Below are 26,592 nucleotides of genomic sequence, written 5' to 3'. Positions count from 1 at the left end.
CGCAAGAGCCCCAGCTGATGCTGGGGCTCTTGCGTGAGGGGATGCTTCAGCCGCTAGGCTACTCAGAATTCGTAGGTGGCCGAGACCCAGAAGCTGCGGCCATCGAGCGCTACGCCGTCGGTGGCACGGCCGGTTTGGCTGTAGCGGTAGGCCACGTAGGTATCGCCATCGAATTCATAGGTGTCGTGCTCTGAGAAGTCCTTGTCGAAGAGGTTATAGACGGTACCGGTCAAGCGCACGCTATCGGAGAAGCGATAGGTGGTGCGCAGGTTGAACAGCTCATAACTATCCAGGCGGTTACCCAACTGCTCGACCAGTGCCGCTGAGCTGCCCGTGACGCTTTCGCTGAAACGCTCGCGGGAGGCGTAGTATTCGCCTTCGAGACTAGTGGTCCAGCGGTCGTTGATCGCCCAGGTCAGGTCGGCGGTGAGCTTGTGTTTGGGCGCGTTGGTCAGCGCTTGGCCTTCGTTGTCGCCCGAAGTGATCTCGGTGTCGGTGAAGGTGTAGCCGCCGCTGATCGTCCAGGCGGGGGCAAACTGGTAGCTAGACGTCAGCTCGATGCCGCGAGTCTCGGCGCGGTCGATGTTGATCGACTGCCCAAAGCTGGTCTGCTGGGTGAAGTTACCCACGCTGATACAGTTGGCGGCGTTGGCGAAGGGGCGGTCGCCGTTGCTATCGATGTATTGGCAGTTGGGGAGTTCATCGCCGCTGGCGATACGATCACGGAACTGGGTAAAGAAGGCCGTAGCGCCCACCGAGAATCCGTCCAGGTTGTCGTAGATGGCGCCGATCTCGTAGTTGGTGCTCTTTTCGGGCTCGAGATCCGGTGAGCCAATACTGACCGATTGCCCCTGGTTACCGAAGCCGTTAACGCCATCGTGCAGTTGGTTCAGCGTCGGCGTCTTGTAGCCTTGGCTGACGCCCCCTTTCAGCGTCCAGTAGTCGTCGGCGTTCCACACCAGGTAGCCGCGTGGGCTGAAGTGGCCGCCGAAAGCGTTATGGTGCTCGTAGCGTCCGCCTAGCGTCAGCGCCAGATCATCGTGCAGGAACCACTCGTCTTCGAGGAACACCGCCCAACTCGACTGGGAGAAGGTTTCGTTTCCAGCGGTGCCGTCGCGCAGCTGTGAGTCGATGTACTGGCCGCCCAGGGTCACCATGTGGCTGTCCAGCGGGGCAACGAATTTGGTATCGAAGGTAATGTCGCGGTTTTCCAACAGGCGCGGCTCGCCGCCTTCGGCTTCGTAGCCGTATTCAGGGGCGCTGCCCGCCGGTAAGGTACGGCCGACGTTTTCGGTGAAGTTGCGGGTCAAGCTGCTGTCCCAGGTGCCTGCCGCGAATCGTCCCGTATGGCCAATGGCAATTTGGTCGCGGTTGAAGCGCAACTCGTCTTCATAGCCAAAGAAGGCATTGGCTTGTGGGGTAGCGCAGTCGTTGCGGCGCAGGCCATCTAGGCTCCCCAGGCGGCAGTCACTGTTATCGTAGACCTGGCGCGAACGCTCGATGTCGAGCCAGAACTCGTTGGTGTCGTCTGGGGTCAGGTTGAGCCGACCGCCAAGGGAGTAGATGCGTGCCTCGCCGGGGCGTGGGTCGCGGCCGATGCCTTCAACCAGCCGCTCGGAGCTATCGCGGTCGTAAACGCGCCCGCGCAGCTGCACACCCAGGGTGTCTTCGATCAGCGGACCCGAGGCGTAGAGATTGATCGCCGAACTATTGCCCGCGTCACGATCCTCTTGGAAGGTGTTTTCCACCGTCACCGAGCCTGTCCACTCGCTGCTCACGCGACGGGTGATGATGTTAATGACCCCGCCCATGGCGTCCGAGCCGTAGAGCGTGGACATCGGGCCGCGGATGACTTCGATTCGCTCGATGGCCGAAAGCGGCGGAATGAAGCTGGTCGAGGTTTCGCCAAAGCCGTTGGGGGTGACGTCGCCGGAAGCGTTTTGACGGCGGCCATCGATCAAGATCAAGGTGTACTGGCTGGGCATGCCACGCATGGAGATGTTGAAACCGCCGGTTTTGCCGGTGCCTGCGCGTACATCGACGCCAGGAATGTCGGCGATCGCTTCGGCAATACTCGAAAACTGGCGCTGCTCGAGTTCATCGCGTGTGACTACAGAAATGCTCGCAGGCGCACTGTTGAGCGCCTGCTCGTAGCCTGCAGCGGTGACGACGATATCGTTGAGCGCGCCATTCGTCTGGGCGCTGGCGCTAGTGGCACCGATGACGGCAACCCCAGCTAGAGCAATGGCGCTGGCAAGCGCGGTACGGTTGAAACTAGGCATGGCCCCCCCTTGAGGAAAGTAGTGAGTTAAAATTGATTTCTTAGCTAATTAAAATTATTATCATTGGCGTTTGCGATTCTATGGCGAAAAGTTCCGCGTGCAACGCTTTATTTTTGGAACGATTAGTTCCTTAATGCCGAACATTGGATTTGCCAAGCTGCTGTGCGTTGCAAATTTAGGAACACAAGGTTCGTCATAATTGGCGTGCAAGTGTTTTTGAGAATACTTACTATTCAGCGCAAATTTAATCTGTTACCGTCATCACGGTTTTTAACGACGGTTTAGCGACCTTTTCTTACTCAGCGTTTCAAGAGGGTTAACGATGCTGCGTTCCGTACTGCGTTTTGGTTTGGCGAGTGTAGTGATTAGTGGACTAGTGGCGAATGCCCAGGCCCGCGAAGTAAATACCGCATTCGGCGAGGTGGACGTACCCGATGCGCCCGAACGCATCGTTACTCTTTATGAAGGCGCGCTGGATGCCTCGCTTGCCGTTGGCGTTACGCCGCTGGGCGCGATTACCTCGCGCGGTGTGGATACCGTCGCCGACTACTTCGGCGAGCATACCGACCTAAGCGAGCTGCAAATCGTCGGTGTGCCGCGCGAGACCAACCTTGAGGCCGTACTGCGCTTGGAGCCAGATCTGATCCTCGCGCCCGCTGAGCTACCGAACGAGCAGTACCAACTGTTGTCGCGTATCGCCCCTACCGTCGTGCCCGATACCAACCCGCTGACCCAGGATGGCTGGCGCGAAGAGTCGCGTTTCTACGCCTCGGTGCTGGGCAAAGAGGATGAGATCGAACGCGTGCTCGCCGAGCTCGACGAGCGTGCCGCCGACATCAAATCACGCATCGAAGAGGCAGGCGAGGGCGGCAACGCCTATGTCGTGCGCTGGATGCCGGGCGGCCCGATGATCATGTCCTCCCAGCTCTTCGCGACCGGCGTACTCGCGGCAACCGGCATCGAAGCCGAAGATGGCGGCCTGGTCGCCGAAGGGCGCCCGCACAGTGACGTACTGAGCCTTGAAAACCTGTCGCAGATCGACGGCGACTGGCTCTTCCTCGCCACGCTCAACGAAGACGGCGAACAAGCGTTAGAGGCGGCGCGTCAAAGCAGCGCCTTCGAGCGCCTGAACGTGGTCCAGGCTGGGCACGTAGTGCCGGTGGATGGCCAGGTATGGAGCAGCACCTCCGGCCCGTTGGCAGCGAACGTCATTCTGGATGATGTCGAACAAGCGCTGTTGCCGTGAAGGCACTGACGCTTACACGGCGTGTCGATACCCGAACGCTGATCGTCTCTCTACTCACCGCCCTTGTGGCGGTGAGTGTCGTTAGTCTGCTCATCGGGGCAGGCAGCGTTTCCCCTTCGCGGGTCGTGGCCATGCTGCTCGGCGCTGACGACGCCGATGCCCGCTTCGTGGTGTGGGAGCTGCGCGCGCCTCGCACCTTGATTGGCCTCGCCGTGGGCATGGCCTTGGGCGTTTCTGGGGCGCTGTTGCAGGCTGTGACGCGTAATCCGCTGGCGGAACCTGGACTTTTAGGCGTGAGCGCCGGGGCGGCCTTTGCCGTCGCGCTGGCGCTGGTATTAGGCGCCAGTGCGGCCACGCTACGCATCCCGGTGGCCCAGATGGGCGCCTTGGCGGGGTGCTTATGCGTGCTGGGCGTTGCCCGCTGGCGCGGCGTGGGCAACGATCCGGTGCGCCTAGTGCTCGCCGGCGCCGCCTTCTCGGCGCTTTTAGGGGCGCTCACCTCGTTGATTCTGTTTTTCGATCAGCGCTCCGCCGATGAAATTCGCTTCTGGGTCATCGGCAGCCTAGCCGGGCGTCGCCTTGACGATCTTCTTGCGGTATTGCCCACCATTGTCGTTAGCGGTGTACTGATTGCGCTATTGGCGCGGCCGCTGGCGGCGTTGGCGCTGGGCGAACGAATGGCCAGCGGGTTGGGGCATCATCCGCGGCTCATCCGTGCGCTGATCATTCTGTGCGTGGCACTCTTGGTCGGGGCGGCCACGGCGATTGCCGGGCCCATCGCCTTCGTCGGTCTCGTGGTGCCCTTTGTCGCCCGCGCCTTCGTCGGGCCGGACATTCGCCGTACCCTGTGGGTTAGCTTACCCACCGGGCCTTTGATCGTGCTGGTAGCCGATATCGTCTCGCGCGTCGTGGTGGCGCCTTCCGAGCTTCCGCTGGGCGTACTGACGGCGCTCTTTGGTGCCCCGGTGCTGGTAGCGGTGGTGCGAGCGCGGCGACTGCCGATGCTATAAAACGAGTCCCGAGTGGCCTTGCATGTGGTTTTCCGAGTTGAACAAAGATGTTAAAGCAAGATAACGCGTCGCTGGCGCCCAAGAAGGCCATGTTTAACGGCGCAATGCCCGCGGCGTCGCCCCTGCGCGCGCCCGACGGCTATTGGCGCCTGGGCGACCGCGACGGCACTGGCTTAAGCCTTTTGATCGAGAAGCGCAGCGTCGGCGTCAATATGCTTTTGGCGGTCGCATTGCTGCTGGCAAGCGTTGCCTATCTGAGCCTTGGCACGACGGCTCTCGACCCGCGCGCGGTGATCCAGGCGCTGGCGGGCCAAGGCGACATGATGACGGTCTTCATGGTGCAGGAGCTGCGCTTGCCGCGCTTGGTGGCGGGCTGCTTGACCGGCGGCGCCTTCGCTCTGGCGGGTATTTTGATGCAGACCCTGGCGCGCAACCGCCTGGCGACTCCCGGCATCATCGGTATCGATAACGGCGCTACGGCGTTTGCCGTGGCCTCGGTGGTGGGCATGGGCGTGTCGCTTGCGCCGTCGGCCATGGCGCTGACCGGGGCCGTCACCGCCGCCGTCCTCACCTTCGGTTTGGCGACCGGCAGCGGCACCCAAGGCTATCGCTTCATCATCGCCGGTATTGGCGTGGGCGCGGTGTTTGGCGCGGTCACCCAGCTAATGCTTGCTCGCGTCGGCATCGATACCGCTAACGCCGCCTACCCCTGGACGGTGGGGTCGCTCAACGCCCGCTCAGGCGGTTCGGTACAGCTACTTGGCATTGGTCTAGCGGTTGGGTTCGTGCTGGCGTTCGGGCTTGCCCGCTCGCTCACCATTTTGCGCTTCAGCGAAGCGACCGCGCGCGGACTAGGCGTTAGCGTCAACGCTCGGCGCTTTCAGATTCTCATGCTCTCGGTGGTGCTTACGGCCTTGGCCGTGGCCGTAGCGGGGCCGGTGGGTATGGTCGGGCTGATCGGCCCCGAGATCGCCCGGGCGCTCTCTACGCCGCGCCATGTGCCGGTGCTGGCCGCCACGCTCTCCGGCGCCTTGGTGATGGTGCTGGCCGATCTACTTGGGCGTACCATGATGGCGCCGATCGAGCTGCCGGTCGGGATCATCACCGCCATCGTCGGTGGCCCCTGGCTTCTATGGATTTTGATGCGCCCGCAACGGAGTCGCCCATGAAGGAAGTGTATAACCCGCCAACGCTCGCAACGAAGGCGCTCGGCATGAGCTATGGGCCGCGCCGGGTGATTCACGGGCTGGATGTCGAGCTACCCACCGGTAAGGTAACCGCCATCGTGGGCCCCAACGGCTGCGGTAAATCGACATTGCTTGCCGGTCTTGCCAGGCTGCACAAACCCGACGACGGCACGGTGCTGCTCGACGGCGCCGACATCCAAAACCTGCCCTCGCGCAAGCTCGCGACCCAGTTGGCGCTGCTGCCACAAGAGGCCGTCGCTCCGGAAGGATTGACGGTGACCGAACTGATTCGTTTTGGCCGCCAGCCGCATCAGGGTTGGCTGCGCCAGTGGTCGGCGGAGGATCAGCGGGTCGTGCAACACGCGCTGGGAGCGGCGGGGCTCAAGAATCTCGCCGAGCGCCCCATCGATGCGCTCTCCGGCGGCCAGCGCCAACGTGCCTGGATCGCCATGACCATCGCGCAGCAAACGCCGCTTCTACTGCTCGACGAGCCCACCTCGGCGCTCGACCTGGGCCATCAGATCGAGGTGTTCGAGCTGGTGCGCCATCTGGCCTGCGATCATGGTCGCACCGTGGTCATGGTGTTGCACGATTTGGCTAGCGCCTGCCGCTACGCCGACCATATCATCGCCATGTGCGATGGGCAGATCGTCGATCAGGGCGCGCCGGAAGACGTGGTGACCCCGGCGCTGGTGCGTAAGCTCTACCAAGTGGAGTGCACGCTGCTCACTGACCCTGATACCGGAAGCCCCTTGCTTGCCAACGTGCGGCGTGCAGCGCCCGAGCCCGCCTAAGGCGGGCGTTGATTACGTAAAGTCAGCGATTGATCAGCAGGGCATTCAGCGTGACCGGCACCTCATCGCCGATCTCCTGGAAGCCCAGCATATTCAGCAGCGTGCGCACGGTGCTATTGGCCATCAGTGTACGACCATCCAGCGCCATGGGCTCGGCGTGGGTCACGCGGACCTCATTGAGTCCTTCGCGAGTGAAGCGTAGCGGGACGGGTTCCTGCTGATTCACCCCATCCATCTGCACGCGGAACGTAAGCGTCTCGACCAGCGATTCACCTACGTCCAACGCATCCAAACGCGCCGGAGGCATCTGCGCTGTCAGCGTTACCAGCGTGGTGTTGGCCAATAGGCTCACCCAGGTGGGTAGGGTGCCGAACTGATCGAGAATGTCCGTTTGGCTTAGCCGTAGCGGCAAGCGCAAGGCGCCATCTGGGCCAATTTCCCCCTGCAAATCTCGTAGCTGATAGTGATGCGCCTCGGGCGCGCCAGCCCCCAACTGCGTAATGGTTGCCTGCACCTGCGAACGGCTCGGCTCCAACTGCCAGTCTGCCTGCGCGACCGCCCCCCAAAACAGAGACGCCACCGCCAACCACATACCCACAGCGCGTTTTCGTACCGCGCTTCCCCGCATCCAAGCTCTTTGCATCAGACTCTCCACATGACATCAAAGCTCATCAGCAGACACGGCCCAGAGCAAAAAGTGCCCTTCCACCCAGCGGCTGACACACGCCACACCAAAACCCCCGACAAAACACCCCCAGGACTAGCCCCGCCCCCCGACATTCGCTATCATACGGCTCGCGAAAGGGCCTATAGCTCAGTTGGTTAGAGCAGGGGACTCATAATCCCTTGGTCGTAGGTTCAAGTCCTACTGGGCCCACCATCAAAATCAGCGACTTACGATTTCTCTCTGGTGAGTCCCATAGTCCAAGGGTACAGTTTCGGTACAGTGCCGATCCTTCAGTCCCCTGGAGACTTTCATGGCCACCATCGTCAAGACCCCAGCCGGTAGTTGGAAAGCCGTCATCCGCAAGACCGGCTGGCCTGCCACCGCCAAGACCTTCCGCACCAAGCGTGACGCTCAAGATTGGGCACGCCGCACCGAAGACGAAATGGTGCGTGGCGTCTTTATCCAGCGCAGCGCCTCGGAGCGTATGACGCTCGAAGCTGCGCTCAAGCGCTACCTCGCTGACGTTACCCCTACGAAGAAGCCCAGCACCCAAAAGAGCGAACGCCACAAGGCCAACACGCTGATTGAGCATCTGGGCAAGTATTCCCTTGCGGCCCTGACGCCGGAGCTGATTGCCAACTTCCGTGATACCCGCCTGAACAGCATTGGTCATCGGGGCCAGCCCATCAGCGCCAATACCGTGCGCCTGGAGCTTGCCCTGCTCGGCCATCTCTACACCGTAGCCATCCAGGAATGGGGCCTGGGCTTGTCCTACAACCCCGTCCAGAACATCCGCAAGCCTACCCCTGGAGAAGGGCGCGACCGGCGCTTGAGCGCAGACGAGGAGAAGCGCCTGTTTGCCGTGCTGAGGCAGCACAGCAACCCCATGCTGGCCTGGATCGCCAGAATCGCCCTGGAGACGGGCATGCGCTCGTCTGAGATTCTGACCCTCACTCGGTTCCAGGTCGACGTGAAACGCCGTGTGGTGCGTCTCACCGACACCAAGAACAACGAAGCCCGCTTGGTACCGCTGACCCAGGCGGCCACCGAGGTGTTCAAGCAGGCAGTGAATAACCCGGTGCGTCCCCTCGATTGCGACCTAGTGTTCTTCGGTGAACCTGGTCGAGACGGCAAGCGCGGCCCCTATGCCTATACCAAGCTCTGGAACCAGGCGAAGAAGCAGGCCAGGCTCGATGACTTTCGCTTTCATGATCTACGCCATGAGGCCGTCAGCCGATTAGTAGAAGCAGGGCTATCTGACCAGGAGGTCGCCGCGATCAGCGGTCACAAGTCCATGCAGATGCTAAGGCGGTATACGCACCTGAGGGCGGAGGATTTGGTTGCAAAGCTGGACAAAATTAGTGTTTTTTAAGGTTGTTGTAAATGTGACTTCATTCTCCGCGGAGTGTAAGTCGCGATTAAATATAAGTTTTTTAAATTAGGATGGTAGGTGGTCTACCTTTCCGAGATTTAAGGGAAGATTCATGGAAGATTTTGCCGGTGTTGGGAAGAGTGTTGAAAAGGTTCTTGAGGTTTTTGCAAGAGCGACAGGAATACTTTATGAACCAACAAGAATAAGGCGAAAAGCAGAGGCGGAAGTGTATAAGATCGGTCTTTTGGCGGATGCTGAAGCTAAAAAAAATAAAGTGATGATTCAGTCAGAAATTGAAGGAAAGTTGATTGCTGAGAAGGCAAAAGAAAGTCTCTCTGAGAGAGCAGAGCAGCGTAAGCTTTACAAAGAAAAATTGAAGCAGAATAATATAGAAAATGTGATTCGTTATGCAATATTAGCGCCGCCAAAGAAAATCTCTGATGAATCTGTTGATCCAGAATGGTTGGACGCCTTTGTTGATAATGCAGAGACTGTTTCTTCTGAAGTTATGCAAAAGCTCTGGGCTAAAGTTTTTGTTAAGGAGATAGAAGAGCCTGGGCGTTTCTCTTTAAAAAGTCTTGAATTTTTAAAGAAGCTTACGCGGCATGAGGCTGAGATTTTCTCTAAATTTTGTAGATACGTTACTCCTAAACCAGACAATGACGGGTTTTTAGTGATATCAGGTGTCAATAAAGTTGGTGGTGTTTCCACGTTGCTTACTGTCTACGAAGATCAGATCTTTCCCAAAGAAAGCGAGGTTGATCTGACCGAATGGATGATCCTTAAAAACCTGGGGCTTGTGCATGAAGATGGTTTGCTTTGGAAGTCTCTCCCCAAAGGTGCTGTAATCGATTTAAAGAAAATAAAGTTTGTGACTAAGAAAAATAAAGTGGCTATCCACTTTTATTGCTTGACACCCCTTGGTAATGAGCTTGCCAAGTTGGTGGATTCCCCATTGGATGATGATTATATTGTTTTGTTGAAGAGAAAGTACAGTGATTTGGTGAGTGTTGATTGTTTTGGCTAGCTTTAAAAACATTGATTATTATTGACGATAGCTTTGAGATAAAGGCAGATAAGAGCTTACTGATAAGGAGAAGTAGTGAAGATTCTCGATGAAATAGAAACTGAGGCTTGGCACATTCTGACATCAATCTACACCTATCAGCGACTGATGGAAGGACTAACAAATAGCGCCACAAGATTTGAGTTGGCAAATCAACTTGTAGCTCTCAATGCACTGTTGGAAATGTTGGTGATACGCATAGCTCGCCTCGCGGACAAACGAAAAGATTCAAGGTCTGTATCAATGCTTGTGAAGCGAGGCTCGTTTCCAACACCGGTAGCGACAGTGGAAGTAGCGGCAGATAATTTTATTTTACTTGCTGACCCTGTTGTGAAAATACGGCATGAGCGAGTTGCGCATATGAAACCGGGAGTGCTAAGCAGCTATGAGCCTCAATATCTTCCAGCTGAAGTTCTACGCGCAGCAGAATCCCTCATCAACCTTTTAGATATTACTAGAGGGAAGTCAATTTCATATAAGTACAAGGTCGGCTCCATGGAACCGGTCATTGACTTGCGAGAATCTTTAACAGCTGGAAAGTTAGTCTCGGCATAGCCAGTCACTTAACATGATGCACTCGGCACCGGACGCAGCAAAACTGCGCCGGTATTGAAGCGTTAGGAAAATCATCAATGATCGATTCTGGCCGGTGCCGGCTCTTTATTTTTCGAATGCCGTGTAGCGTGTAGTATGTTGTAGTAGCGTACAACATACTACATCGCCTGAAGGGTAGCCATCCCTCAGCTAAACTGAGGAAAAATTTAGCGGCTAAAATTTCTTCTGCCTTTGTGGTTTGGCCTCAGTGGTGCGCTACTCAATGCCATCCTATCCTACCTAGCATCCCTCATGCTGGACACATTTTTCCATGTGCTCATGCGCCTGAGGGATTGTGGTTATAAAAGTTCCCCTCAAGTGTCAATGAAATAAAGTGCATTGACCAATACCGTGCGCAAGGTGATCAACTCAAGCTGTTTGTTGTCATTTGAGGGGCAGGGTCGCTTTGGTTGTTGTTTGAGTTTTATATGCGGAGTTTGTGGTTCTTCTGTTTTACGCAAGGTGCTGTTGGAAAAGTATAGTTAAACTTTGGGTAGGCGTATAGCTATACTTTTTCAACCATAAAATCAAAGTGTTGAAAGTTTTCTCAAGATGACGTAAATATTGAAAGTGAAGTCTTTGTTTGCGTTATCTGGAGATGTTTATGACAACCGAAGAGCAGTTGCTTGAGCGTTATGGTCCTCTACTTTCCCTAACCGATTTATCGGAATTGTTGAAGCGTAGCCCCGATGGACTCCGAATATCTTTGCAGAGCCAATCAGACTTTGCTTTGAAATGGAATGCCGCCAAGAGGAAGGTTGGAAGGCGTGTCTATTTCCGTGCAACTGATGTTGCTGGACTGATTGACGAGTCCTGAGGGGGCAACTGTGGACGATACCGCCATCATCCGTCGCCGGGTGCGCTCAAATTTCACGACGCTCAACAATGAGTTGATACGAGATCGACGAATTTCCTGGAAAGCCTTGGGCATTCTGGTGTTCGTGCTTTCTCTGCCCGATAACTGGCAGCTTAGGCTATCCCACCTTTCAAAAGAGAAGGAGGTTGGCTCTGGTCGAGATGCTACGAGAGCGGGGCTGAAGGAACTTCAACAGGCGGGGTATCTGTGCATTCAGCGAGAGCGCGGTGAATGTGGAAAGTTCGTGCGCACTACATGGTTAGTCACTGACCGACCAGGCGACTTTGAGCTTGATTCACCACGTTCGGATTTTCCGAATACGGGTAATCCAACTCTGGATAGTCCGTAGGCGGAAAATCCAACACTATTAAGTAAAGAAGCTAGAAAGTACTAAGCCTAGTAAGTACTTAGGTAGTAAGTAGATGAACGGCATTCGCCGTGTTTTGCACGCCAAGAAAGAAAGGCCAACCACGTCAATTGACACGCAGTAAGCCAGTGAGGTTGAAGAAATGGTCTGCGTGGCAGCGATGTTGACACTTGAGGGGCAGCGCTTCTGATTCATTGACATTTGAGGGGCAGTGCGGAAACCGCGTGGAAAGCTGTGTATTTGAATGTGGAAAGCGCAAGGGCGCCGCTATGGGGAAATCGCTGTTAGATCGCTGTTTTACCGCTTCTGGAGTGCTGCATTATCGCCGCAAGTATCGACTTCATCAGAGTTCGGGGCTGTTTGTCACGGATGCACAGGAAAAAACAGATCCGTGCAACGAAATGCAGAGAAATAGCGATGCTTTGCACATGGCGTACATACAAAAATCAACGCTGAAGTGCGGGCAGGATGTGTGAAGTAGTCCCACCCCGCAAGCGTGGTGTTCCTCTTCACTGGTCCTTATTCGCACCTGCGGTGCTCAACGGAAATCCTGCTCTGCAAGGCATGGCATCTGAGATAGGAGCTGGCATGAGTGAGAAGCAAAGAGTGACACGGAAGAACAGCACGCCGCTCAAGGTGTACTGCCTTCCGGAAGAGAGAGAGATGATTGAATCCAATGCCAAGCAGGCAGGGCTAAGCGTTGCCTGTTATCTGCGGGAAGTGGGGCAGGGCTATCAGGTCAATGGTGTTATGGACTACGAGTATGTCCGCGAGCTGGTTCGTGTCAATGGTGACTTGGGCCGTTTGGGTGGATTACTGAAGCTCTGGCTGACAGATGACGTGAGAACAGCTCACTTCGGGACGGCTACCATCCTTAGCCTGCTCGGAAGGATCGAATCCACTCAGGAGGAAATGAGTCAGGTGTTGAAATCCGTGGTGCAGCCGAGGGCCAGGTCGTGATTTTTTTAGCCGCTAAAATGTGGGGCTGGCACTCATGATCGCCAAACACGTCCCCATGCGCTCCCTGGGCAAGTCAGACTTTGCTGGTCTGGTGAACTACATCACCGACGAGCAGAGCAAGGAGCACCGTCTTGGCGCGGTGCGGCTGACCAACTGCGAGGCCTATTCGGTCCAGGATGCCATTAGTGAAGTATTGGCGACCCAGTTCGCCAATACCCGAGCGAAGAGCGACAAGACCTATCACTTGATTGTCAGCTTCCGGGTCGGGGAACAGATTGAGGCCGATACCCTGGTGTCCATCGAGGACCGTATTTGCAAGGGGCTGGGCTTTGGAGAGCATCAGCGCATCAGTGCCGTTCACAACGATACCGACAATCTGCATATCCATATCGCTGTCAACAAGATCCACCCGACTCGCAACACCATCCACGAACCCTACTACCCACACCAGACCCTGGCCGAGCTGTGCGAGGTCATGGAACGGGACTATGGGTTGCAGCAGGACAACCACATTCCGCGCCGACGCGGCGCCGAGTCGCGAGCCACCGACATGGAACGTCATGCCGGTATTGAAAGCCTGATCGGTTGGATCAAGCGCGAGTGCTTGGATGACATCAGAACCGCGCAGTCCTGGGGCGGACTGCACCAGGTCATGCGTGACAATGGCCTGGAACTCCGGGCGCGGGGGAATGGGCTGGTTGTCGTGGCCGGTGATGACGCGGCGGTCAAGGCGAGCACCTTGGGGCGGGAATTCTCCAAACCGAAGCTGGAGGCCCGTTTCGGCCCGTTCGAGCCTGACCAGGCACAACAGGCCAAACCCCGCCGCCAGTACCGCAAAGACCCGGTACGGCTGCGCGTGAACACTACTGAGCTTTACGCCCGCTTCAAATCAGAACAGCAGAGCGCCGCAGCCAACAAGACGGCGGCCCTGGGCAAAGCCCGGCGGCAGAAAGACCGCCGGATTGAGAACGCCAAGAAGAAAGGCAAGGCCCGGCGAGCGGCCATTAAGCTCACCAGCGGCAGGCTGACCAAAAAGGTGCTGTATGCGCAGGCTAGCAGCGCCCTGAAAGCCGACATTGACGCGATCCAGAAGCAGTACCGGGAGGAACGCCAGGCGATCCATGAGGCCCACGGACGCCGCTCCTGGGCCGACTGGCTCAAACGGGAAGCCTTGCAGGGCGATACCGGGGCCCTGGTCGCGTTGCGAGCCAGAGAGGCAGCCCACGGCCTCAAGGGCAACACCTTGAAGGGTGAGGGACAGGCGAAACCCGGCCATGCGCCGGTGATCGACAACATCACCAAGAAGGGCACCATCATTTACCGGGCCGGAGCCAGCGCCGTGCGCGACGATGGCGACCGGCTACAGGTGTCCAGGGAGTCCAACCAGGCAGGCATCCAGAACGCGCTAAGGATGGCGATGGAACGCTACGGCGAGCGCATCACCGTGAACGGTTCGCCGGAGTTCAAAGCGCGGGTGATCAAGGCGGCAGCGGATGGGCAGTTGCCTATACGGTTTGCGGACGCCGGGCTGGAACGTCGCCGACAAGCCTTGGCGAACGGCGAGAACACCGCCTCGGCCAAGACCCGAAGCAAACGGGCGGGAGTGCCGCCCATCGGTCAGCCGCCACCCCCGGTGCGCCGGAACCGGTTGCAATCGCTGTCCCAGGCCGATGTGCTTCACCTTGAGGGACAAGCGGGCAAGACTCCGACACCGCCCGCACGTGGGCCGAGCGAGCAAGAGCGCCGCAAAGCCAAGTTACGGGCAGAGATGGACGCCAAGAGGGCAAAAAGACAGCAAAAGGGACGCTCACTATAGTGCTTTCCCTTTGGAAGGCGGCAACAAACAGTAGATGCGATTAACCCTTGGGAAGCCTAACCGTTCCCCAGGACAATGACACCGATGTTCAACAACCATTGGCCGCGCGTTCTGACGGTGTCGCGCAGGTCGGACGCCGGGATAGTAAGTGACGAGCTATCCCTGTAGAGGTCCACACTTCACCGCTGGGTTCTCCGGGAGGGGTAGTGGCTCGCAATCTTCATGAGCGAGCCGCTACAGGTTGGTGAGTGCAACTTAGTCACGATGAAGCTAAGAGCACTCAATCATGAGAAGAGAAAGAATTTTAGCGGCTAAAATTCCTGTCGCGGTCATGTCCTTGGCGTTAACCGCGTCCATGCCTGCCCAAGCGGGCATCCCTGTCGTCGACGGCACCAACCTTCAGCAAAACGTTATGACGGCGATGGAGTCCGTCTCACAGACTCTTAAGCAGATCGAGCAGTACCAGACGCAGTTGCAGCAGTATGAAAACCAGTTGCAAAACTCCATGGCTCCAGCGGCCTATATCTGGGACAGGGCACAATCCACGATTAATGATCTGATCCAAGCCACCAATACGCTTCAGCATTATCAGAACCAGCTCGGCAGTCTCGATGCCTACCTGGGCAAGTTCCAGGACGTGGCGAATTACCGGAGTTCCCCCTGCTTCAATGGTGGCGGTTGCACGGATGCCGAACGTGCAGCGATGGATGAAAACCGTCGCCTGGCGTCTGAATCGCAAAAAGCGGCCAACGATGCGCTCTTCCGGGGGCTGGATCAGCAACAAGATAACCTGGTCTCTGATGCTCGACAGCTTGAGCGTCTGCAATCCGCCGCCCAGGGCGCGGATGGCCAGCTTGCCGCCATTGGTTACGCCAACCAGCTCGCCAGTAACCAAGCGAACCAACTCCTGCAAATTCGCAGCTTGCTGATTGCTCAGCAGAACGCTGAAGCCGCCCGTCTCGCCGCCGAACTGGATGCTAACGCCAGAGGGGAAGCGCGGGAACGGCAGATGCGTACCTGGAATTACCAACCTAGCTCAGCAGATCGCTATTAAGGAGGCTGCGATGAAGAAGATCATTCCACTTGTGGTAGCTGTTGCCTTGGTAGGTTGTGTGCAGGAAACGGTACCGGAGGCGAGTGCGATCACGTGCGCGCCAGTTGCGTTTCAGCAGACCATCAGCGAGCTGAGCCGCGAATCGAGCCGGAAAGCCTTTACCGAAGCCTGTCGGTTGTACGAGAAGGCCCACCGCATGCGGGAATGGGAGTTCGAACCCAGCTCCCCCGACAGATATTGAAGGAGGGCGTCGTATGAAACGATTCGTTTTTGGTGGTTTGGGCGTGATGGCCGTCGTCATGCTGTCCGATACCGCAATGGCCCAGGAGCTATCCAGCAGCAACATCATGGATGATGTGTTGGATCGCTTTCATTCCGCGGCATCAACGTGGGGGCCTGCCATAGAAGCGGCCGCCAGTCGGTTGTTCTGGACCCTGGTAGTGATCTCGATGGTATGGACGTTTGGAATGATGGCGCTGCGCAAGGCCGACATTGGTGAGTTCTTTGCTGAGCTTATTCGTTTCACCATCTTTACAGGCTTTTTCTGGTGGTTGCTGACGAACGCGACTCAGGGCATGAACATCGCGGGAACCATCGTACAGTCATTGCAAACCCTTGGGGCACAAGCCGGTGGCCTCTCCAACGGCAACTTGGGGCCGTCCAGTATCCTCGATATCGGTTTTGAACTGTACGACCAGACGGTGAAGGCTACGTCAGAGTTGAGCTGGAAACAGTTTGCCACTGCGTTGGTGATGGAAGGTATGGCCTTGGCCGTATTACTGGTGTTGGCGATCATTTCCGTCAACCTGCTCCTGTTGCTAGCCGCTAGTTGGATACTGCTTTATGCGGGAGTGTTTTTCCTGGGGTTTGGCGGCTCCCGTTGGACATCAGACATGGCGATCAACTATTACAAGGCTATTCTCGGCATAGCGGCTCAGTTGATGGCAATGGTACTCCTGGTCGCCATCGGTAGGGAGTTCATTACTCACTACTACTCGCAGATGAGCGAGAACATGGCGTCCCAGGAGTTGGTCGTAATGTTGGTCGTTTCGGTGATCCTGCTATTTCTGGTTAACAAGATTCCACCGATGATTTCCGGCCTGGTGTCGGGTGGCAGCGTGGGAGCAATGGGCATCGGGTCATTTGGTGCCGGTGCTGCGGTAGGAGCAGCCATATCAGCGGCAGGTATGGCCCTCACGGCGGGCAAGATGGCTGGGAGCGCGATGTTGGGTGGCGCGGCGAATGCAGTAGGTGGCGGGTCAGCCATCAAGGCTGCTTTCGAGAAGGCCCAGTCCAATATGTCGGGGTCTGGAGCTGACATGCCGAGCTTTGGCACTGGAGGTGACAGCAGCGGTGGTGGGAGTGGCAGCAGCTTCACCGGAGATGAAGCTGGCACCGGTGACACCCCATTTGCGCAGGCGGCTGGTTTCGCTGGTTCTGGCTCCCGATCTGGTGGCGGTAGCGGATTCATGCGAGCAGCATCCTTGGGAGCTGGAACGGCTGGCGAGCTAGCTAAAGGGGTTGGGTCGAAGGTGGCTGGGAAGTTCCAGGGCAAGGTTGATCAAACCGCTGGTGGCCGCATGGCGTCATCCATCCGCGCGAGCATGAAGCCGGAAGGGGATAGTAAGGTCGCAGAAGCGGATGATTCTGTTCCCTCGTTCGACAGCGACAGCTTGGGTGGTAGTGAACGTCAGCAGGATCGTAATGACGAGATAGCTAGCTTTGTGAACCGTGGCCAGCAGAATATCTAAGGAGAGCCCACGATGAAACAACGTCATTTTATGGTAGCCCTGGATATGCTCGATGAAGGGAGGGAGGCCTACACAGAAGCCGCTTTCGTACCTGCCGTCGAGCTATCGGTCGAGGGAGAGAGGAACTTTGGGGCAGAGATTGCCGCTTTCGTGAACCGTCCGGCCCACTCGGGCCGCGAGGAGGCACCACGCAGCACGCACACTAGCAACGATGTAGGAGCTGGAACCGGAAGAACCCCGTTTTCAGAGGCGGCGGGATTTTCCGATACTGGCTTCTAACATCATGGGAGCCATTGACCAGCAATAGCTCAGGCGGCCAATGGCCGCCTTTCCGCTAGGAGGGGAATATGGGAAAACAGACACGCCGGCAACGGTGGAAAGAGCTGGAAGACAAGGCCTTCGAACAGGTCGGTGAGACGCACCCAGAAAGCGGGGAGACAGCGGTTCGGTGGCTGACTCCCGAAGAGCTGGACGAACTGCGGCGGGACATGGCCGAAGCATCTGCTTGGGCGCGGGCTGAGCTGAGGCGGCGGCGAGATAGGCGTAGACTGCCTTGCACCTAGCCTCCTGTGTTGGGCCCTGGCCCCGTCTCTATGTGTCGCGTAGACCTTGCCACGTGCGGAGCTCGCGAGACCCCGTGTCGACTCAGTCTGGTGTGGGCTCCCCGGCTCACTCTCAAGTAGTAGAACCTGGCTGCAACGGCAAGCCCGTGCCGTGTATGATTCCCTAGATTACACATAATTAGCGTTTATTACGTGAGGGAAGCATTGTGGATGCTGGATATTGTGCACGGCAATTGGTCACAGTCGGCCCTCTGGGGTCAACGAAAGCATGTGGTACAGCCGCCGAGACCAGCTCAATGGCTTGCTGGACGAGGAGGAGGGTTGGGCATGACTACGGCATGTACTTGGCTAAATGAGTTGACCAGCTGCTACGTGCCCACATCGACACAGTGAGTATTCCTATGCAACAACCGGAACAACAAGCACGAACGAGAATCGACCGGCTGCTGACTGCCTCTGGCTGGGTGCTCCAGGATCGTGACTCCTTTGACCGCAATGCGGCGCTAGGGGTGGCGGTGCGAGAGTTTCCGTTGCCAGCCGGCTTCTGTGATTACCTGCTGTTCGTCGATGGCAAGGCCGCCGGGGTGATCGAGGCGAAGAAGGCCGGCGTTACCCTTAGCGGCGTGGCCGAGCAGTCGGCCAAGTACATGACAAAGCTGCCCGAACACCTAGCTTCTTGGGGCGAGTTGCTCATCTACGATTACGAGAGTACGGGCGAGGAGACGTTCTTCTGCAATCAGCGCGACCCCAAGGCCCGCTCGCGCCGCCTGTTTGCCTTCCACCGCCCTGAGACCCTGCACGAGTGGCTTCGCCAGTCGGACACCCTGCGCGCCCGGCTACGCAAGATGCCGCCACTGGAGACCAGTGGCCTGCGCGATTGCCAGATCGAGGCCATCCAGGGGTTGGAAAGGTCCCTGGCCGAGGGCCGGCCCCGCGCACTGATCCAGCTCGCCACCGGCGCGGGCAAGACCTTCACCGCCTGCTCCTTTTCCTGGCGGCTGATCAAGCACGCTGGGGCCAAGCGCATCCTGTTTCTGGTGGACCGCAATAATCTCGGTGACCAGACCCTCAAGGAGTTCCAGAACTTCCAGCCGATCGGCGCAGCCAACCGCTTCACCGATACCTACATCGTCCAGCACTTGCATACCCATCGCATCGATCCGGACGCCAAGGTGGTGATCACTACCATCCAGCGGCTCTATTCGATGCTGCGCGGCAAGGAACTAGACGAGGAAGCGGAGGAAACCTCCGCCTTCGAACAATGGACGGGCGATGAAGGCGAGCCGCTGCCGCTCACCTACAACCTCGAAATCCCCATCGAAACCTTCGACTTTATCGTCACTGATGAGTGTCACCGATCCATCTACGGCCTGTGGCGACAGGTTCTGGAATACTTTGACGCCAGCATCATCGGCCTGACCGCTACGCCGTCGAAACACACCCTGGGCTTCTTCAACCAGAACATGGTGGCCGAGTACCCCTATGAACGCTCCGTGGCCGATGGCGTCAACGTGGGCTACGAGATCTACCGCATCCGCACCCACGTTACTGAACAGGGCGGCAAGGTGGAAACCGACGAGGCCGGCTTCCAAGTACCGGTACGCGACAAGCGCACCCGAAAGCTGCGCTACGAAACCTTAGATGAAGACCTGAAATACACCGCTAAGGAACTGGACCGCTCCGTGGTCAACCCTAACCAGATCCGCACCGTGTTGCAGACCTACCGTGACCGCGTGTTCCCTGAGCTGTTCCCCGACCGCAGTGGCCAGTGGTTGCCTAAAACGCTGATTTTTGCCAAGGACGACAACCACGCCGAGGAAATTGTCCATGCTGTGCGCGAGGTGTTCGGTGAAGACAACGACTTCGCCAAAAAAGTCACCTACCGCAACGGGTCAGAAGATCCCAAGGCGTTAATCAAGGCTTTCCGCGTTGACCCCTTCCCCCGAGTCGCTGTCACTGTGGATATGATCGCCACTGGCACCGACATCAAGCCGGTGGAAGTGTTGATCTTCATGCGCGACGTGAAATCCGAGGGCTACTACGAGCAGATGAAGGGGCGCGGCGTGCGTACCATCCCCGATGCCGACCTGCGAGCCGTCACCCCAGATGCTAAAACCAAGACTCGCTTTATCCTGATCGATGCCGTCGGGGTCTCGGAAAGCAAAAAGAACGCCAGCCAGCCACTGGAGCGTAAAAACTCTGTCAGTTTCGATGCCCTGCTGGAGCAGGTCGCCATGGGTCGACGCGATGAGGACGCCATGTCCTCCTTGGCGGCTCGCCTCGCCGCCCTGAATCGCAAGCTGAACGACGAGGACCGCGCCTGCGTCGCCGAGAACACCGGTGGCAAGTCCCCGCGCGAGCTGGCCAACGACCTGCTCGATGCCATCGACCCCGATAAGCAACAGACCGCCATCTTTGAACAACATGGCACCGCGCCCTCTCCGGTGCAGGAACAGCAGGTGGTCGACATCTTAATCGACAACGCCTGCCGGCCCTTTGATAAGCCCCAGCTGCGTCAACTGCTGAAAGTCATCAAGCAGAGGACCGATATCGTTATCGACGAGGTCACCACCGACCAACTGGTGCATGCTGACTTCGACCATCAGCGGGCCGAGCAGACCATTACCAGCTTCAAGGCCTTTATCAAGGAACACCGCGACGAGCTGACCGCCCTGCAGATCCTCTACAACCAGCCGCTGGGGCAACAGCGGCTCACCTATGCCGCCATTCGTGAACTGGTCAACGCGATGTTGGAGAAGCCCCCTCACCTGGCGGTGGCTAACGTCTGGCAGGCCTACAAGCGCTTGGAAGCCTCCCGAGTGCGCGGTGCCCCGGTGGATGAGCAGCTCACCGAGGTGGTCAGCCTGGTGCGCTATGCACTCGGCCAGGCCGACACCCTGGAGCCCATCGATGCCGTGGTGGAGCGCCGCTTCAACCTCTGGCTCGGCCGCGAGAAGAAGGCCGGGCGCGAGTACAACGCCGAGCAGGAAGCCTGGCTGCGGGCCATCGCCGCCTATCTCGCCGCCAATGCCGAGATCGCCCCGCGTGATTTCATGGAAGTGCCCAGCCTGGCTGACAGGGGTGGTATCCTCCGCGCCAGACAGGTACTGGGCAACGGATTGAATGAGATGCTAAACGATCTGCAAGAAACGTTGGTGGCATAGATGAGCTTTGGCGAGGATATTGAAAATCTTGTAGAGTCAAGCCCTAATGCTTTGCATGGGAAACACTCTTCATGGTCGCGAGTGAAGCTGGGTGACGTAGCCTCGATCACAAATGGGTTTGCTTTTAAATCCAAATTCTTCAGTGACCAAGAAGGCGCGCCAGTTGTCAGAATTCGTGACATACTTAAAGGGGTGCCTGGTACTTTTTATCAAGGTCCTACTGATGATCCTAAAATGACCTCGATTGAAGATGGTTATGTCGTCATCGGTATGGATGGAGACTTCAATTGTCGCCTATGGGGAGGTGGAAAAGCCTTTCTGAACCAGCGTGTCTGTGCGTTGAAGGCAGATGAGAATTTCTATTCTCAGAGGTTTTTGTCTTTTGCTTTGCCAGGCTACCTGAAGCTAATTCATGAACATACGTCATCTGTGACGGTCAAGCACTTGTCTTCCTTGACGGTGCGTGAAATTCCACTTCCCCTTCCTCCTCTCAACGAGCAACGGCGTATCGTTGAAAAAATCGAGTCCCTTTTTGCCCAGCTCGATCACGGTGAAGCCGGCCTGCGTGACGTTCAGAAACTGCTGTCCCGTTATCGCCAATCTGTTCTCAAGGCCGCCGTCACCGGCCAGCTGACCGCTGAATGGCGGGCCGAGAACGCCGGCCGCCTGGAGCCTGGTCGTGACCTGCTGGAACGAATTCTTCAGGCCCGCCGCGAGAACTGGCAGGGGCGGGGTAAGTACAAAGAGCCCGTGGCGCCGGATACCAGCGACCTGCCGGAGCTGCCTGAGAGGTGGGTATGGGCATCGGTTGACCAGATATTGCGAGCAGGCTTATCTAATGGTCGATCTGTTCGTGATGCTCAAGAGGGCTTTCCGGTGCTTCGCTTGACGGCATTGAAGGATGGCGTAATTGATATTTCAGAGAGAAAAATAGGCGCGTGGGATGCTAAGTCAGCAGAACCATATCTTGTGAATAAAGGCGATATCCTTGTCAGCCGAGGGAATGGATCAAAGAAGCTCGTTGGTCGGGGTGGTTTGGTGGAGTGCGAACCTGATCCGGTTGCATATCCAGACACAATGATAAGAATTCCTATTCTACTGGGCAGTCTAAACCCAGAGTGGTTTTTGCAGCTTTGGAATTCTCCTTTCATGCGAAGCCAGATAGAGAAGTCTGCGAAAACAACGGCTGGTATATACAAGATAAATCAGACAGATATTCGAAGCTTCTGGGTGCCTCTGCCGGCTATTGAAGAGCAAGTGAAGGTCGTAGAAAAGGTATATGAGGCATTCGATAGAATTCGTAGCCTGGAAAAGTGGTGCACCACTGAACTCACCCGCTCCGCCGCTTTGCGCCAGTCCATCCTGAAGGATGCCTTTGCCGGCAAGTTGATAGCCCAGGACCCCGACGATGAGCCCGCCAGCGAGCTGCTGGCCCGCATTCGCGCCGAACGTGACGCCGCTGCCCCCAAGAAACGCACTCGCAAGAAGGCCACCGCATGAGCAACGAACAACTTGTCTCCAAAGTCTGGAACTACGCCCATGTGTTGCGCGACCAGGGCGTATCCTACGGCGACTACATCGAGCAGATCACCTACCTGCTGTTCCTCAAGATGGACGAGGAGCGGGTGGAGTACCTAGGCGAGGAGACTTGCATTCCCAGTCAGTGGCGCTGGGCCAAGCTGGTGGAGAAGGACGGCGATGACCTGGAACTGCAGTATCGCCATACCCTGGAGGCCCTGGCGCGCGAGAGCGGCCTGATCGGCACCATCTTCCGCAAGTCCCAAAACAAACTCTCCGACCCGGCCAAGCTTAAGCGCGTGGTCAGCCTGATCGACAAGGAAGGCCCCTGGGTCGGCCTGAACGTAGACGTGAAGGGCGAGATCTACGAGGGCCTGCTGGAGCGTAACGCCTCCGAGGTGCGCTCCGGCGCCGGCCAGTACTTCACCCCGCGCCCGGTGATCGACGCCATTGTGAAGTGCGTCAACCCTCGGATCGACGAGACTGTCTGCGATCCCGCCTGCGGCACCGGGGGCTTCCTGCTCTCCGCCTTCGAGCACATGAAGACCCAGAGCCAGGACCGCGAGAAGCTGCGTAGGCTCAAGCACAGCGCCCTGCACGGTGTGGATATTGTCGATGAGGTGGTGCGGCTGTGTGCTATGAACCTCTACCTCCATGGTATCGGCAACGGCGGGAGTCCCGTGCAGCAGGGTGACGCCCTGTCCGGCGATGGCGGTAAGCGCTTCGATGTGGTGCTGACCAACCCGCCCTTCGGCAAGAAGTCCAGCTATAAGGTGGTGGGGGAAGACGGCTCGGTAAGCACCGAGCACGAGAGCTACGAACGCGAGGACTTCAAGTTCTCCACCTCGAACAAGCAGCTCAACTTCTTACAGCACATCATGACCATCCTCGACACCCACGGCCGCGCCGGCGTAGTGCTGCCGGACAACGTGCTGTTCGAGGCCGGCCGGGCGGGTGAGGGAATCCGCAAGCGCCTGCTGGAGGGCTTCAACTTCCACACCCTGCTGCGCCTGCCCACCGGTATCTGGTACAGCCCCGGGGTGAAGGCCAACGTGCTGTTCTTCGATAAGCGCCCTGCCTCCCGGGAAGCCCAGACAAGGGAGCTGTGGGTCTACGACTACCGCACCAATGTCCACAAGACCCTGAAGACCAAGCGCTTGACCCACACTGACCTGGATGACTTCGTGCGCTGTTACCACGAGCGCCAGGAAACCGAGCGCTTCCGCCGCTTCAGCTATGACGAGCTGGTCCAGCGCGACAAGCTCAACCTGGATATCTTCTGGCTCAAGGACGATAGCCTGGAAGACATCGACAGCCTGCCGGAGCCGGAAGTGCTGGCCACCGAGATCGTCGAGAACCTGGAAGCTGCCTTGGAACAGTTCCGCAGCGTGAGCGCAGAGCTGGCGGGCGAGACAGAGTAAGGGTGCCGCGAGTTGGGGCAGTAATGGTGTGAACAGCACTTTCTGCTTAGCTTTAGCTTATGTTGGTTACTGTCTTGGTATCGAGCGGCTGAGACTCAGCCGCTCGATTTCGTTGAAGGTTTAGAATGAACAGCACCTGCACGGTTCGGAGCCTATCGCTGACCCAAGGAATAGAGATGCTGCAGCGCCCTCAGCGTACACACCAGTTTCCTGTGCTATCCTAAAATCTTTCAACCTATTTATCTAAAGGACTTTATCTTTCATTTGATTGCGATTCCTTTTGTTTCAGTAAGTTATTTTTTAAAGAATAATCATAAGCCGTGTGTAAGTTTTACCATCGGTCAGGCTCAGTGATGATGATTGCGGGCGGCCGCCGTGGTCCTGCAAAAGCCATGACACGGCCCCTACCGAAGTGGGAGCATTGGAGAAGCTAACGTGCAGTAGTTCCCAATGGCCAACTACGTGGCAATAGCTACCTTCTGGGCGATCGCGTTATAAAGGTCTACCTCTGTCTGCTCGGTTCGAATGGACACAACAAGGCTGTAGCGGGCAGGCAGGTCATAGCGTTCCAGCGCTGGGCGAGTTCTCCACCACCCTGCGGCGGGATACACTGCTAGAAAGCCACGGCTGGCCAGATCCGCAGCGGTGCCTTCCCATACGTCTTGGTGCAGCGAACCACGATGGCGCTGCCTATCCCCTAGGTACCAATTAGGGTCGGCAGGATTAATTGTGTCTCCATCATCTTCGCTCCGTGCCGCTGCATTGACTCGCGCCACGAAGTCCTCGGTGGATGCATCGAGGGGCCGCTGGACATCGAATCGTAGACGATGCGATGGGTAGTGATACTTAGAGATGCTGCCACGTGCTGAAGGGTTGGGCTCAACGAAGTATGACAGGGTGACCCGCATCTGCACCCACGTGTTCTGGAGAGCCTCCAGTTCCTCGCGCGGCCACGGCAGTGCATGCAGGTTCATATCGCGGCTCTCTGGGGACTTCCCTTTCTCTTTCTTGAAGGGGTGCAATGCATCCTCGACTACCAAGGTCAGTGAGTTTCCTGCACTCCATAGCGCCCGCTCCAAGTCAGGCTGACCCCAGCCGCAATGCCGGATCATCTGTGCATAGTCCGACTTGTTGGGCGCACCGTGGGGTAGGTACATGGCACGCATTGCGTCGGTCCACTCGGCTGAATGGACGATCAAAGCTCGAATAGTTTCGGGGCGCAACGCCGGGTACGCAGCAGCGATCTCGGCGGCCATCCGCGCGCACAATGCTGAAGCTGCACTGGTGGCATTGAAAGTGGTGAACAACCTATCCTGCGGTCGATTGTTCGTGGATAGAAGTTGCAGGCTGCTCATCCCAATCGGTCCGAATCCGTTATCACCCAGATTGCCACCTTCCAGCACCACATCAGGCTTCAATGGCCAAGTACTTTTCTCCCAAGTAGCCGAGGTCGTCGTGTAGGGGCTGAGCCCCCCCTCATCCGCTACAGCTTGGTAGCTCTGGTTCTGCGTGTTTGTCTTGCTAGTACACGCTCCCACAGTCAATGCGTTCCAAGCTTGACCCGGGTCATGGACGAGATTGGTAGACAAACTGGCTGGGTATTCGGCCCATGCCGACATTTCATCCGTGTTCCCCGCAGAAAGGACAAACAAACGGGGAAACTGCCCCGCACCGTCCGGGTCCGAGGCGAGGCTATCCACTGCAGCAGACCAGGATGAAGGGCGCCCCCTGTCCCGGTAGTCGGATGCCGTCACGGCCGAACAAAAGATTCGCTTACGGTTAGGTTGAGCGATTTCGGGCAATGCGACCGCATCACCAAACAACTGGGCGTGCAACGCGGCTGGGCCGACATTTGCACCACCTGCTGCAACAAGCCGTACCGACTCCAGCCGGTGCTCGACGCTGACCGGCTCTGTCGATGCGACGACATCGGTCAGATCACCATATGCGGCCAATCCGGCCATCCCCGTGCCATGATTAGCTGTATCGTCCGTCAATCCGGTCGGATCAACGGTATGCATATCGTCGGGAGCCAACAACGGCGACAGCAATGGATGACCACGGTTCACACCTGAATCGAGCAGGCAGACACGGGGCGCATCACCATCGGCGGCGTAATTTGCACGCAGCAATAGATCATCCTGCCATTCCCGCTGCTCCTCAACGCCCATCTCATCGAAGAAGTCCGCTGTCTCCTTTGCTTGGCGCAGTTCGGCGACACAGTTCAACGTTAGCACTGAGGCAGAGAATTGACGCTCTGAGCCATGCATCAGCATGACTGTTCTTTCCGGAAAATGGGCCTGCTGATCATCCACGCGGCATCCAGCAAGTTCGGCGAGCTTGCGGAAATCCTCCACGACTGCTTGTCGATCACCGCGAACCGGTAGCCATACCTCCCACCAGAAAGTCTCGTCGGGGTTATCTGGTAGCAGGTTGAGATCATCCGTCCAGAGCGCACGCAGTTCAGCTGCTCGGATAGACTCGATTGTATTCAGCAACGGCTTGTGGTCACGCGCCTTGCCGTTCTTGTCCTTTTTCTCTTCGAGGTACTCGGTTACATACTTCTCGAAGTGCTCGAGCTTGCCGTCAGGAACGAACACATTGGCATAGGTGTGTTCACCTTCCTGACGAATGCTCAGCAGTTCGATCTTCTTGCGGCTATCCTTGCTGCGTTCGTCTGCCAAACTTTGGAAAGCAAGTTCAACATTGGGCTGGCTCACGAACTGGATCTGTAGCCCGAGCCCACTTTCAAGCCCTTGCTCCTGTTGCACAGCTGCTGCGGTTGCGGCTACTGGTTTCAAGTCGGCGAGCTGACGCTGCAAGGCTTGTCCATGCTGCTGGCGAGGCAGATCGGGAATGGCCTTCTTGGCGCCTCCATTCGGGGAGTGAGCCGTAAACGCTTTG

At 57.4% G+C, this 26,592-nt stretch carries 22 protein-coding genes and 1 tRNA gene; 20 read left to right on the top strand and 3 right to left on the bottom strand.

Features of this window, described 5'->3' with window-relative positions; genetic code table 11:
- Positions 1-62: 62 nt before the first annotated feature.
- Positions 63-2,282, bottom strand: a complete 2,220-nt coding sequence (locus LLY24_RS10195) for a TonB-dependent receptor domain-containing protein (protein WP_259036182.1) — start codon at positions 2,280-2,282, stop codon at positions 63-65.
- A 322-nt stretch (positions 2,283-2,604) separates the two neighbouring features.
- Between LLY24_RS10195 and LLY24_RS10190 the strand changes: the two genes are divergently transcribed.
- The 4 genes from LLY24_RS10190 (at position 2,605) to LLY24_RS10175 (ending at position 6,519) form a co-directional block, all read left to right on the top strand.
- Positions 2,605-3,528, top strand: a complete 924-nt coding sequence (locus LLY24_RS10190; protein WP_259036181.1) for an ABC transporter substrate-binding protein — start codon at positions 2,605-2,607, stop codon at positions 3,526-3,528.
- Between the two features lie 41 nt (positions 3,529-3,569).
- Positions 3,570-4,538 (top strand): FecCD family ABC transporter permease, encoded by a 969-nt coding sequence (locus LLY24_RS10185; RefSeq protein ID WP_427854560.1) that lies wholly within the window; start codon positions 3,570-3,572, stop codon positions 4,536-4,538.
- Between the two features lie 104 nt (positions 4,539-4,642).
- Positions 4,643-5,707: a FecCD family ABC transporter permease gene (locus LLY24_RS10180; RefSeq protein WP_427854559.1), complete on the top strand. Its 1,065-nt coding sequence runs from the start codon at positions 4,643-4,645 to the stop codon at positions 5,705-5,707.
- A complete protein-coding gene (locus LLY24_RS10175) occupies positions 5,704-6,519 on the top strand; it encodes an ABC transporter ATP-binding protein (protein WP_259036179.1) in 816 nt (271 codons plus the stop codon). The genes LLY24_RS10180 and LLY24_RS10175 overlap by 4 nt, the downstream gene beginning before the upstream one ends.
- A gap of 22 nt (positions 6,520-6,541) precedes the next feature.
- Here LLY24_RS10175 and LLY24_RS10170 read toward each other — a convergent pair whose 3' ends face one another.
- Entirely contained in the window at positions 6,542-7,111 is a 570-nt protein-coding gene (locus LLY24_RS10170; RefSeq protein ID WP_259036368.1) for a hypothetical protein, read from the bottom strand.
- Positions 7,112-7,322: 211 nt separating this feature from the next.
- Between LLY24_RS10170 and LLY24_RS10165 the strand changes: the two genes are divergently transcribed.
- From LLY24_RS10165 to LLY24_RS10090, 16 genes are all read left to right on the top strand, one after another.
- Positions 7,323-7,399 (top strand) — tRNA-Ile (locus tag LLY24_RS10165).
- Positions 7,400-7,496: 97 nt separating this feature from the next.
- On the top strand, positions 7,497-8,558 hold the full coding sequence (locus LLY24_RS10160; protein WP_259036178.1) for a tyrosine-type recombinase/integrase: 1,062 nt from the start codon (positions 7,497-7,499) through the stop codon (positions 8,556-8,558).
- Between the two features lie 112 nt (positions 8,559-8,670).
- Positions 8,671-9,585: a DUF2806 domain-containing protein gene (locus LLY24_RS10155; protein ID WP_259036177.1), complete on the top strand. Its 915-nt coding sequence runs from the start codon at positions 8,671-8,673 to the stop codon at positions 9,583-9,585.
- 75 nt (positions 9,586-9,660) lie between these two features.
- Positions 9,661-10,179, top strand: coding sequence for a hypothetical protein (locus LLY24_RS10150; protein ID WP_259036176.1), 519 nt, complete (start codon positions 9,661-9,663; stop codon positions 10,177-10,179).
- Positions 10,180-10,822: 643 nt separating this feature from the next.
- Positions 10,823-11,035 carry a DNA-binding protein gene (locus LLY24_RS10145; protein ID WP_222515911.1) on the top strand — a complete coding sequence of 71 codons (213 nt, stop codon included), beginning with the start codon at positions 10,823-10,825 and terminating at the stop codon, positions 11,033-11,035.
- 10 nt (positions 11,036-11,045) lie between these two features.
- Positions 11,046-11,423, top strand: a complete 378-nt coding sequence (locus LLY24_RS10140; RefSeq protein WP_259036175.1) for a hypothetical protein — start codon at positions 11,046-11,048, stop codon at positions 11,421-11,423.
- A 287-nt stretch (positions 11,424-11,710) separates the two neighbouring features.
- Positions 11,711-11,917, top strand: a complete 207-nt coding sequence (locus LLY24_RS10135; RefSeq protein WP_259036174.1) for a hypothetical protein — start codon at positions 11,711-11,713, stop codon at positions 11,915-11,917.
- A gap of 112 nt (positions 11,918-12,029) precedes the next feature.
- Positions 12,030-12,401: a conjugal transfer transcriptional regulator TraJ gene (gene traJ / locus LLY24_RS10130; protein ID WP_259036173.1), complete on the top strand. Its 372-nt coding sequence runs from the start codon at positions 12,030-12,032 to the stop codon at positions 12,399-12,401.
- A gap of 34 nt (positions 12,402-12,435) precedes the next feature.
- Positions 12,436-14,217 carry a TraI/MobA(P) family conjugative relaxase gene (traI, locus tag LLY24_RS10125; RefSeq protein WP_259036172.1) on the top strand — a complete coding sequence of 594 codons (1,782 nt, stop codon included), beginning with the start codon at positions 12,436-12,438 and terminating at the stop codon, positions 14,215-14,217.
- 286 nt (positions 14,218-14,503) lie between these two features.
- Positions 14,504-15,271 carry a P-type conjugative transfer protein TrbJ gene (gene trbJ / locus LLY24_RS10120; RefSeq protein ID WP_259036171.1) on the top strand — a complete coding sequence of 256 codons (768 nt, stop codon included), beginning with the start codon at positions 14,504-14,506 and terminating at the stop codon, positions 15,269-15,271.
- Positions 15,272-15,281: 10 nt separating this feature from the next.
- Positions 15,282-15,512 carry an entry exclusion lipoprotein TrbK gene (gene trbK / locus LLY24_RS10115; protein ID WP_259036170.1) on the top strand — a complete coding sequence of 77 codons (231 nt, stop codon included), beginning with the start codon at positions 15,282-15,284 and terminating at the stop codon, positions 15,510-15,512.
- A 13-nt stretch (positions 15,513-15,525) separates the two neighbouring features.
- A complete protein-coding gene (gene trbL, locus LLY24_RS10110; protein WP_259036169.1) occupies positions 15,526-17,022 on the top strand; it encodes a P-type conjugative transfer protein TrbL in 1,497 nt (498 codons plus the stop codon).
- Between the two features lie 12 nt (positions 17,023-17,034).
- On the top strand, positions 17,035-17,301 hold the full coding sequence (locus LLY24_RS10105; RefSeq protein ID WP_027947933.1) for a hypothetical protein: 267 nt from the start codon (positions 17,035-17,037) through the stop codon (positions 17,299-17,301).
- 685 nt (positions 17,302-17,986) lie between these two features.
- Positions 17,987-20,749 (top strand): type I restriction endonuclease subunit R, encoded by a 2,763-nt coding sequence (locus tag LLY24_RS10100; RefSeq protein WP_259036168.1) that lies wholly within the window; start codon positions 17,987-17,989, stop codon positions 20,747-20,749.
- Positions 20,750-22,249 carry a restriction endonuclease subunit S gene (locus LLY24_RS10095; protein WP_259036167.1) on the top strand — a complete coding sequence of 500 codons (1,500 nt, stop codon included), beginning with the start codon at positions 20,750-20,752 and terminating at the stop codon, positions 22,247-22,249.
- Positions 22,246-23,688, top strand: coding sequence for a type I restriction-modification system subunit M (locus LLY24_RS10090; protein WP_259036166.1), 1,443 nt, complete (start codon positions 22,246-22,248; stop codon positions 23,686-23,688). Before LLY24_RS10095 ends, LLY24_RS10090 begins: the two co-directional genes overlap by 4 nt.
- Before the next feature lie 458 nt (positions 23,689-24,146).
- Here LLY24_RS10090 and LLY24_RS10085 read toward each other — a convergent pair whose 3' ends face one another.
- On the bottom strand, positions 24,147-26,510 hold the full coding sequence (locus LLY24_RS10085; RefSeq protein ID WP_259036165.1) for a S8 family peptidase: 2,364 nt from the start codon (positions 26,508-26,510) through the stop codon (positions 24,147-24,149).
- Between the last annotated feature and the right edge of the window lie 82 nt (positions 26,511-26,592).

Source organism: Halomonas dongshanensis, assembly GCF_024790395.1.
GTDB lineage: Bacteria > Pseudomonadota > Gammaproteobacteria > Pseudomonadales > Halomonadaceae > Vreelandella > Vreelandella dongshanensis.
The sequence above is the reverse complement of the archived record's forward strand: the minus strand, read 5'-3'. Positions and strand labels throughout refer to the sequence as shown.

What these genes read in the sequence shown, in the direction of transcription:
- LLY24_RS10160 (WP_259036178.1), top strand. Translation starts at nt 7,497, where the DNA reads ATGGCCACCATCGTCAAGACCCCAGCCGGTAGTTGGAAAGCCGTCATC.
- LLY24_RS10155 (WP_259036177.1), top strand. Translation starts at nt 8,671, where the DNA reads ATGGAAGATTTTGCCGGTGTTGGGAAGAGTGTTGAAAAGGTTCTTGAG.
- LLY24_RS10175 (WP_259036179.1), top strand. Translation starts at nt 5,704, where the DNA reads ATGAAGGAAGTGTATAACCCGCCAACGCTCGCAACGAAGGCGCTCGGC.
- LLY24_RS10105 (WP_027947933.1), top strand. Translation starts at nt 17,035, where the DNA reads ATGAAACAACGTCATTTTATGGTAGCCCTGGATATGCTCGATGAAGGG.
- LLY24_RS10190 (WP_259036181.1), top strand. Translation starts at nt 2,605, where the DNA reads ATGCTGCGTTCCGTACTGCGTTTTGGTTTGGCGAGTGTAGTGATTAGT.
- trbL (WP_259036169.1), top strand. Translation starts at nt 15,526, where the DNA reads ATGAAACGATTCGTTTTTGGTGGTTTGGGCGTGATGGCCGTCGTCATG.
- LLY24_RS10095 (WP_259036167.1), top strand. Translation starts at nt 20,750, where the DNA reads ATGAGCTTTGGCGAGGATATTGAAAATCTTGTAGAGTCAAGCCCTAAT.
- LLY24_RS10135 (WP_259036174.1), top strand. Translation starts at nt 11,711, where the DNA reads ATGGGGAAATCGCTGTTAGATCGCTGTTTTACCGCTTCTGGAGTGCTG.
- LLY24_RS10100 (WP_259036168.1), top strand. Translation starts at nt 17,987, where the DNA reads ATGCAACAACCGGAACAACAAGCACGAACGAGAATCGACCGGCTGCTG.
- LLY24_RS10145 (WP_222515911.1), top strand. Translation starts at nt 10,823, where the DNA reads ATGACAACCGAAGAGCAGTTGCTTGAGCGTTATGGTCCTCTACTTTCC.
- trbK (WP_259036170.1), top strand. Translation starts at nt 15,282, where the DNA reads ATGAAGAAGATCATTCCACTTGTGGTAGCTGTTGCCTTGGTAGGTTGT.
- LLY24_RS10090 (WP_259036166.1), top strand. Translation starts at nt 22,246, where the DNA reads ATGAGCAACGAACAACTTGTCTCCAAAGTCTGGAACTACGCCCATGTG.
- LLY24_RS10180 (WP_427854559.1), top strand. Translation starts at nt 4,643, where the DNA reads ATGCCCGCGGCGTCGCCCCTGCGCGCGCCCGACGGCTATTGGCGCCTG.
- trbJ (WP_259036171.1), top strand. Translation starts at nt 14,504, where the DNA reads ATGAGAAGAGAAAGAATTTTAGCGGCTAAAATTCCTGTCGCGGTCATG.
- LLY24_RS10170 (WP_259036368.1), bottom strand. Translation starts at nt 7,111, where the DNA reads ATGTGGTTGGCGGTGGCGTCTCTGTTTTGGGGGGCGGTCGCGCAGGCA.
- LLY24_RS10195 (WP_259036182.1), bottom strand. Translation starts at nt 2,282, where the DNA reads ATGCCTAGTTTCAACCGTACCGCGCTTGCCAGCGCCATTGCTCTAGCT.
- traJ (WP_259036173.1), top strand. Translation starts at nt 12,030, where the DNA reads ATGAGTGAGAAGCAAAGAGTGACACGGAAGAACAGCACGCCGCTCAAG.
- traI (WP_259036172.1), top strand. Translation starts at nt 12,436, where the DNA reads ATGATCGCCAAACACGTCCCCATGCGCTCCCTGGGCAAGTCAGACTTT.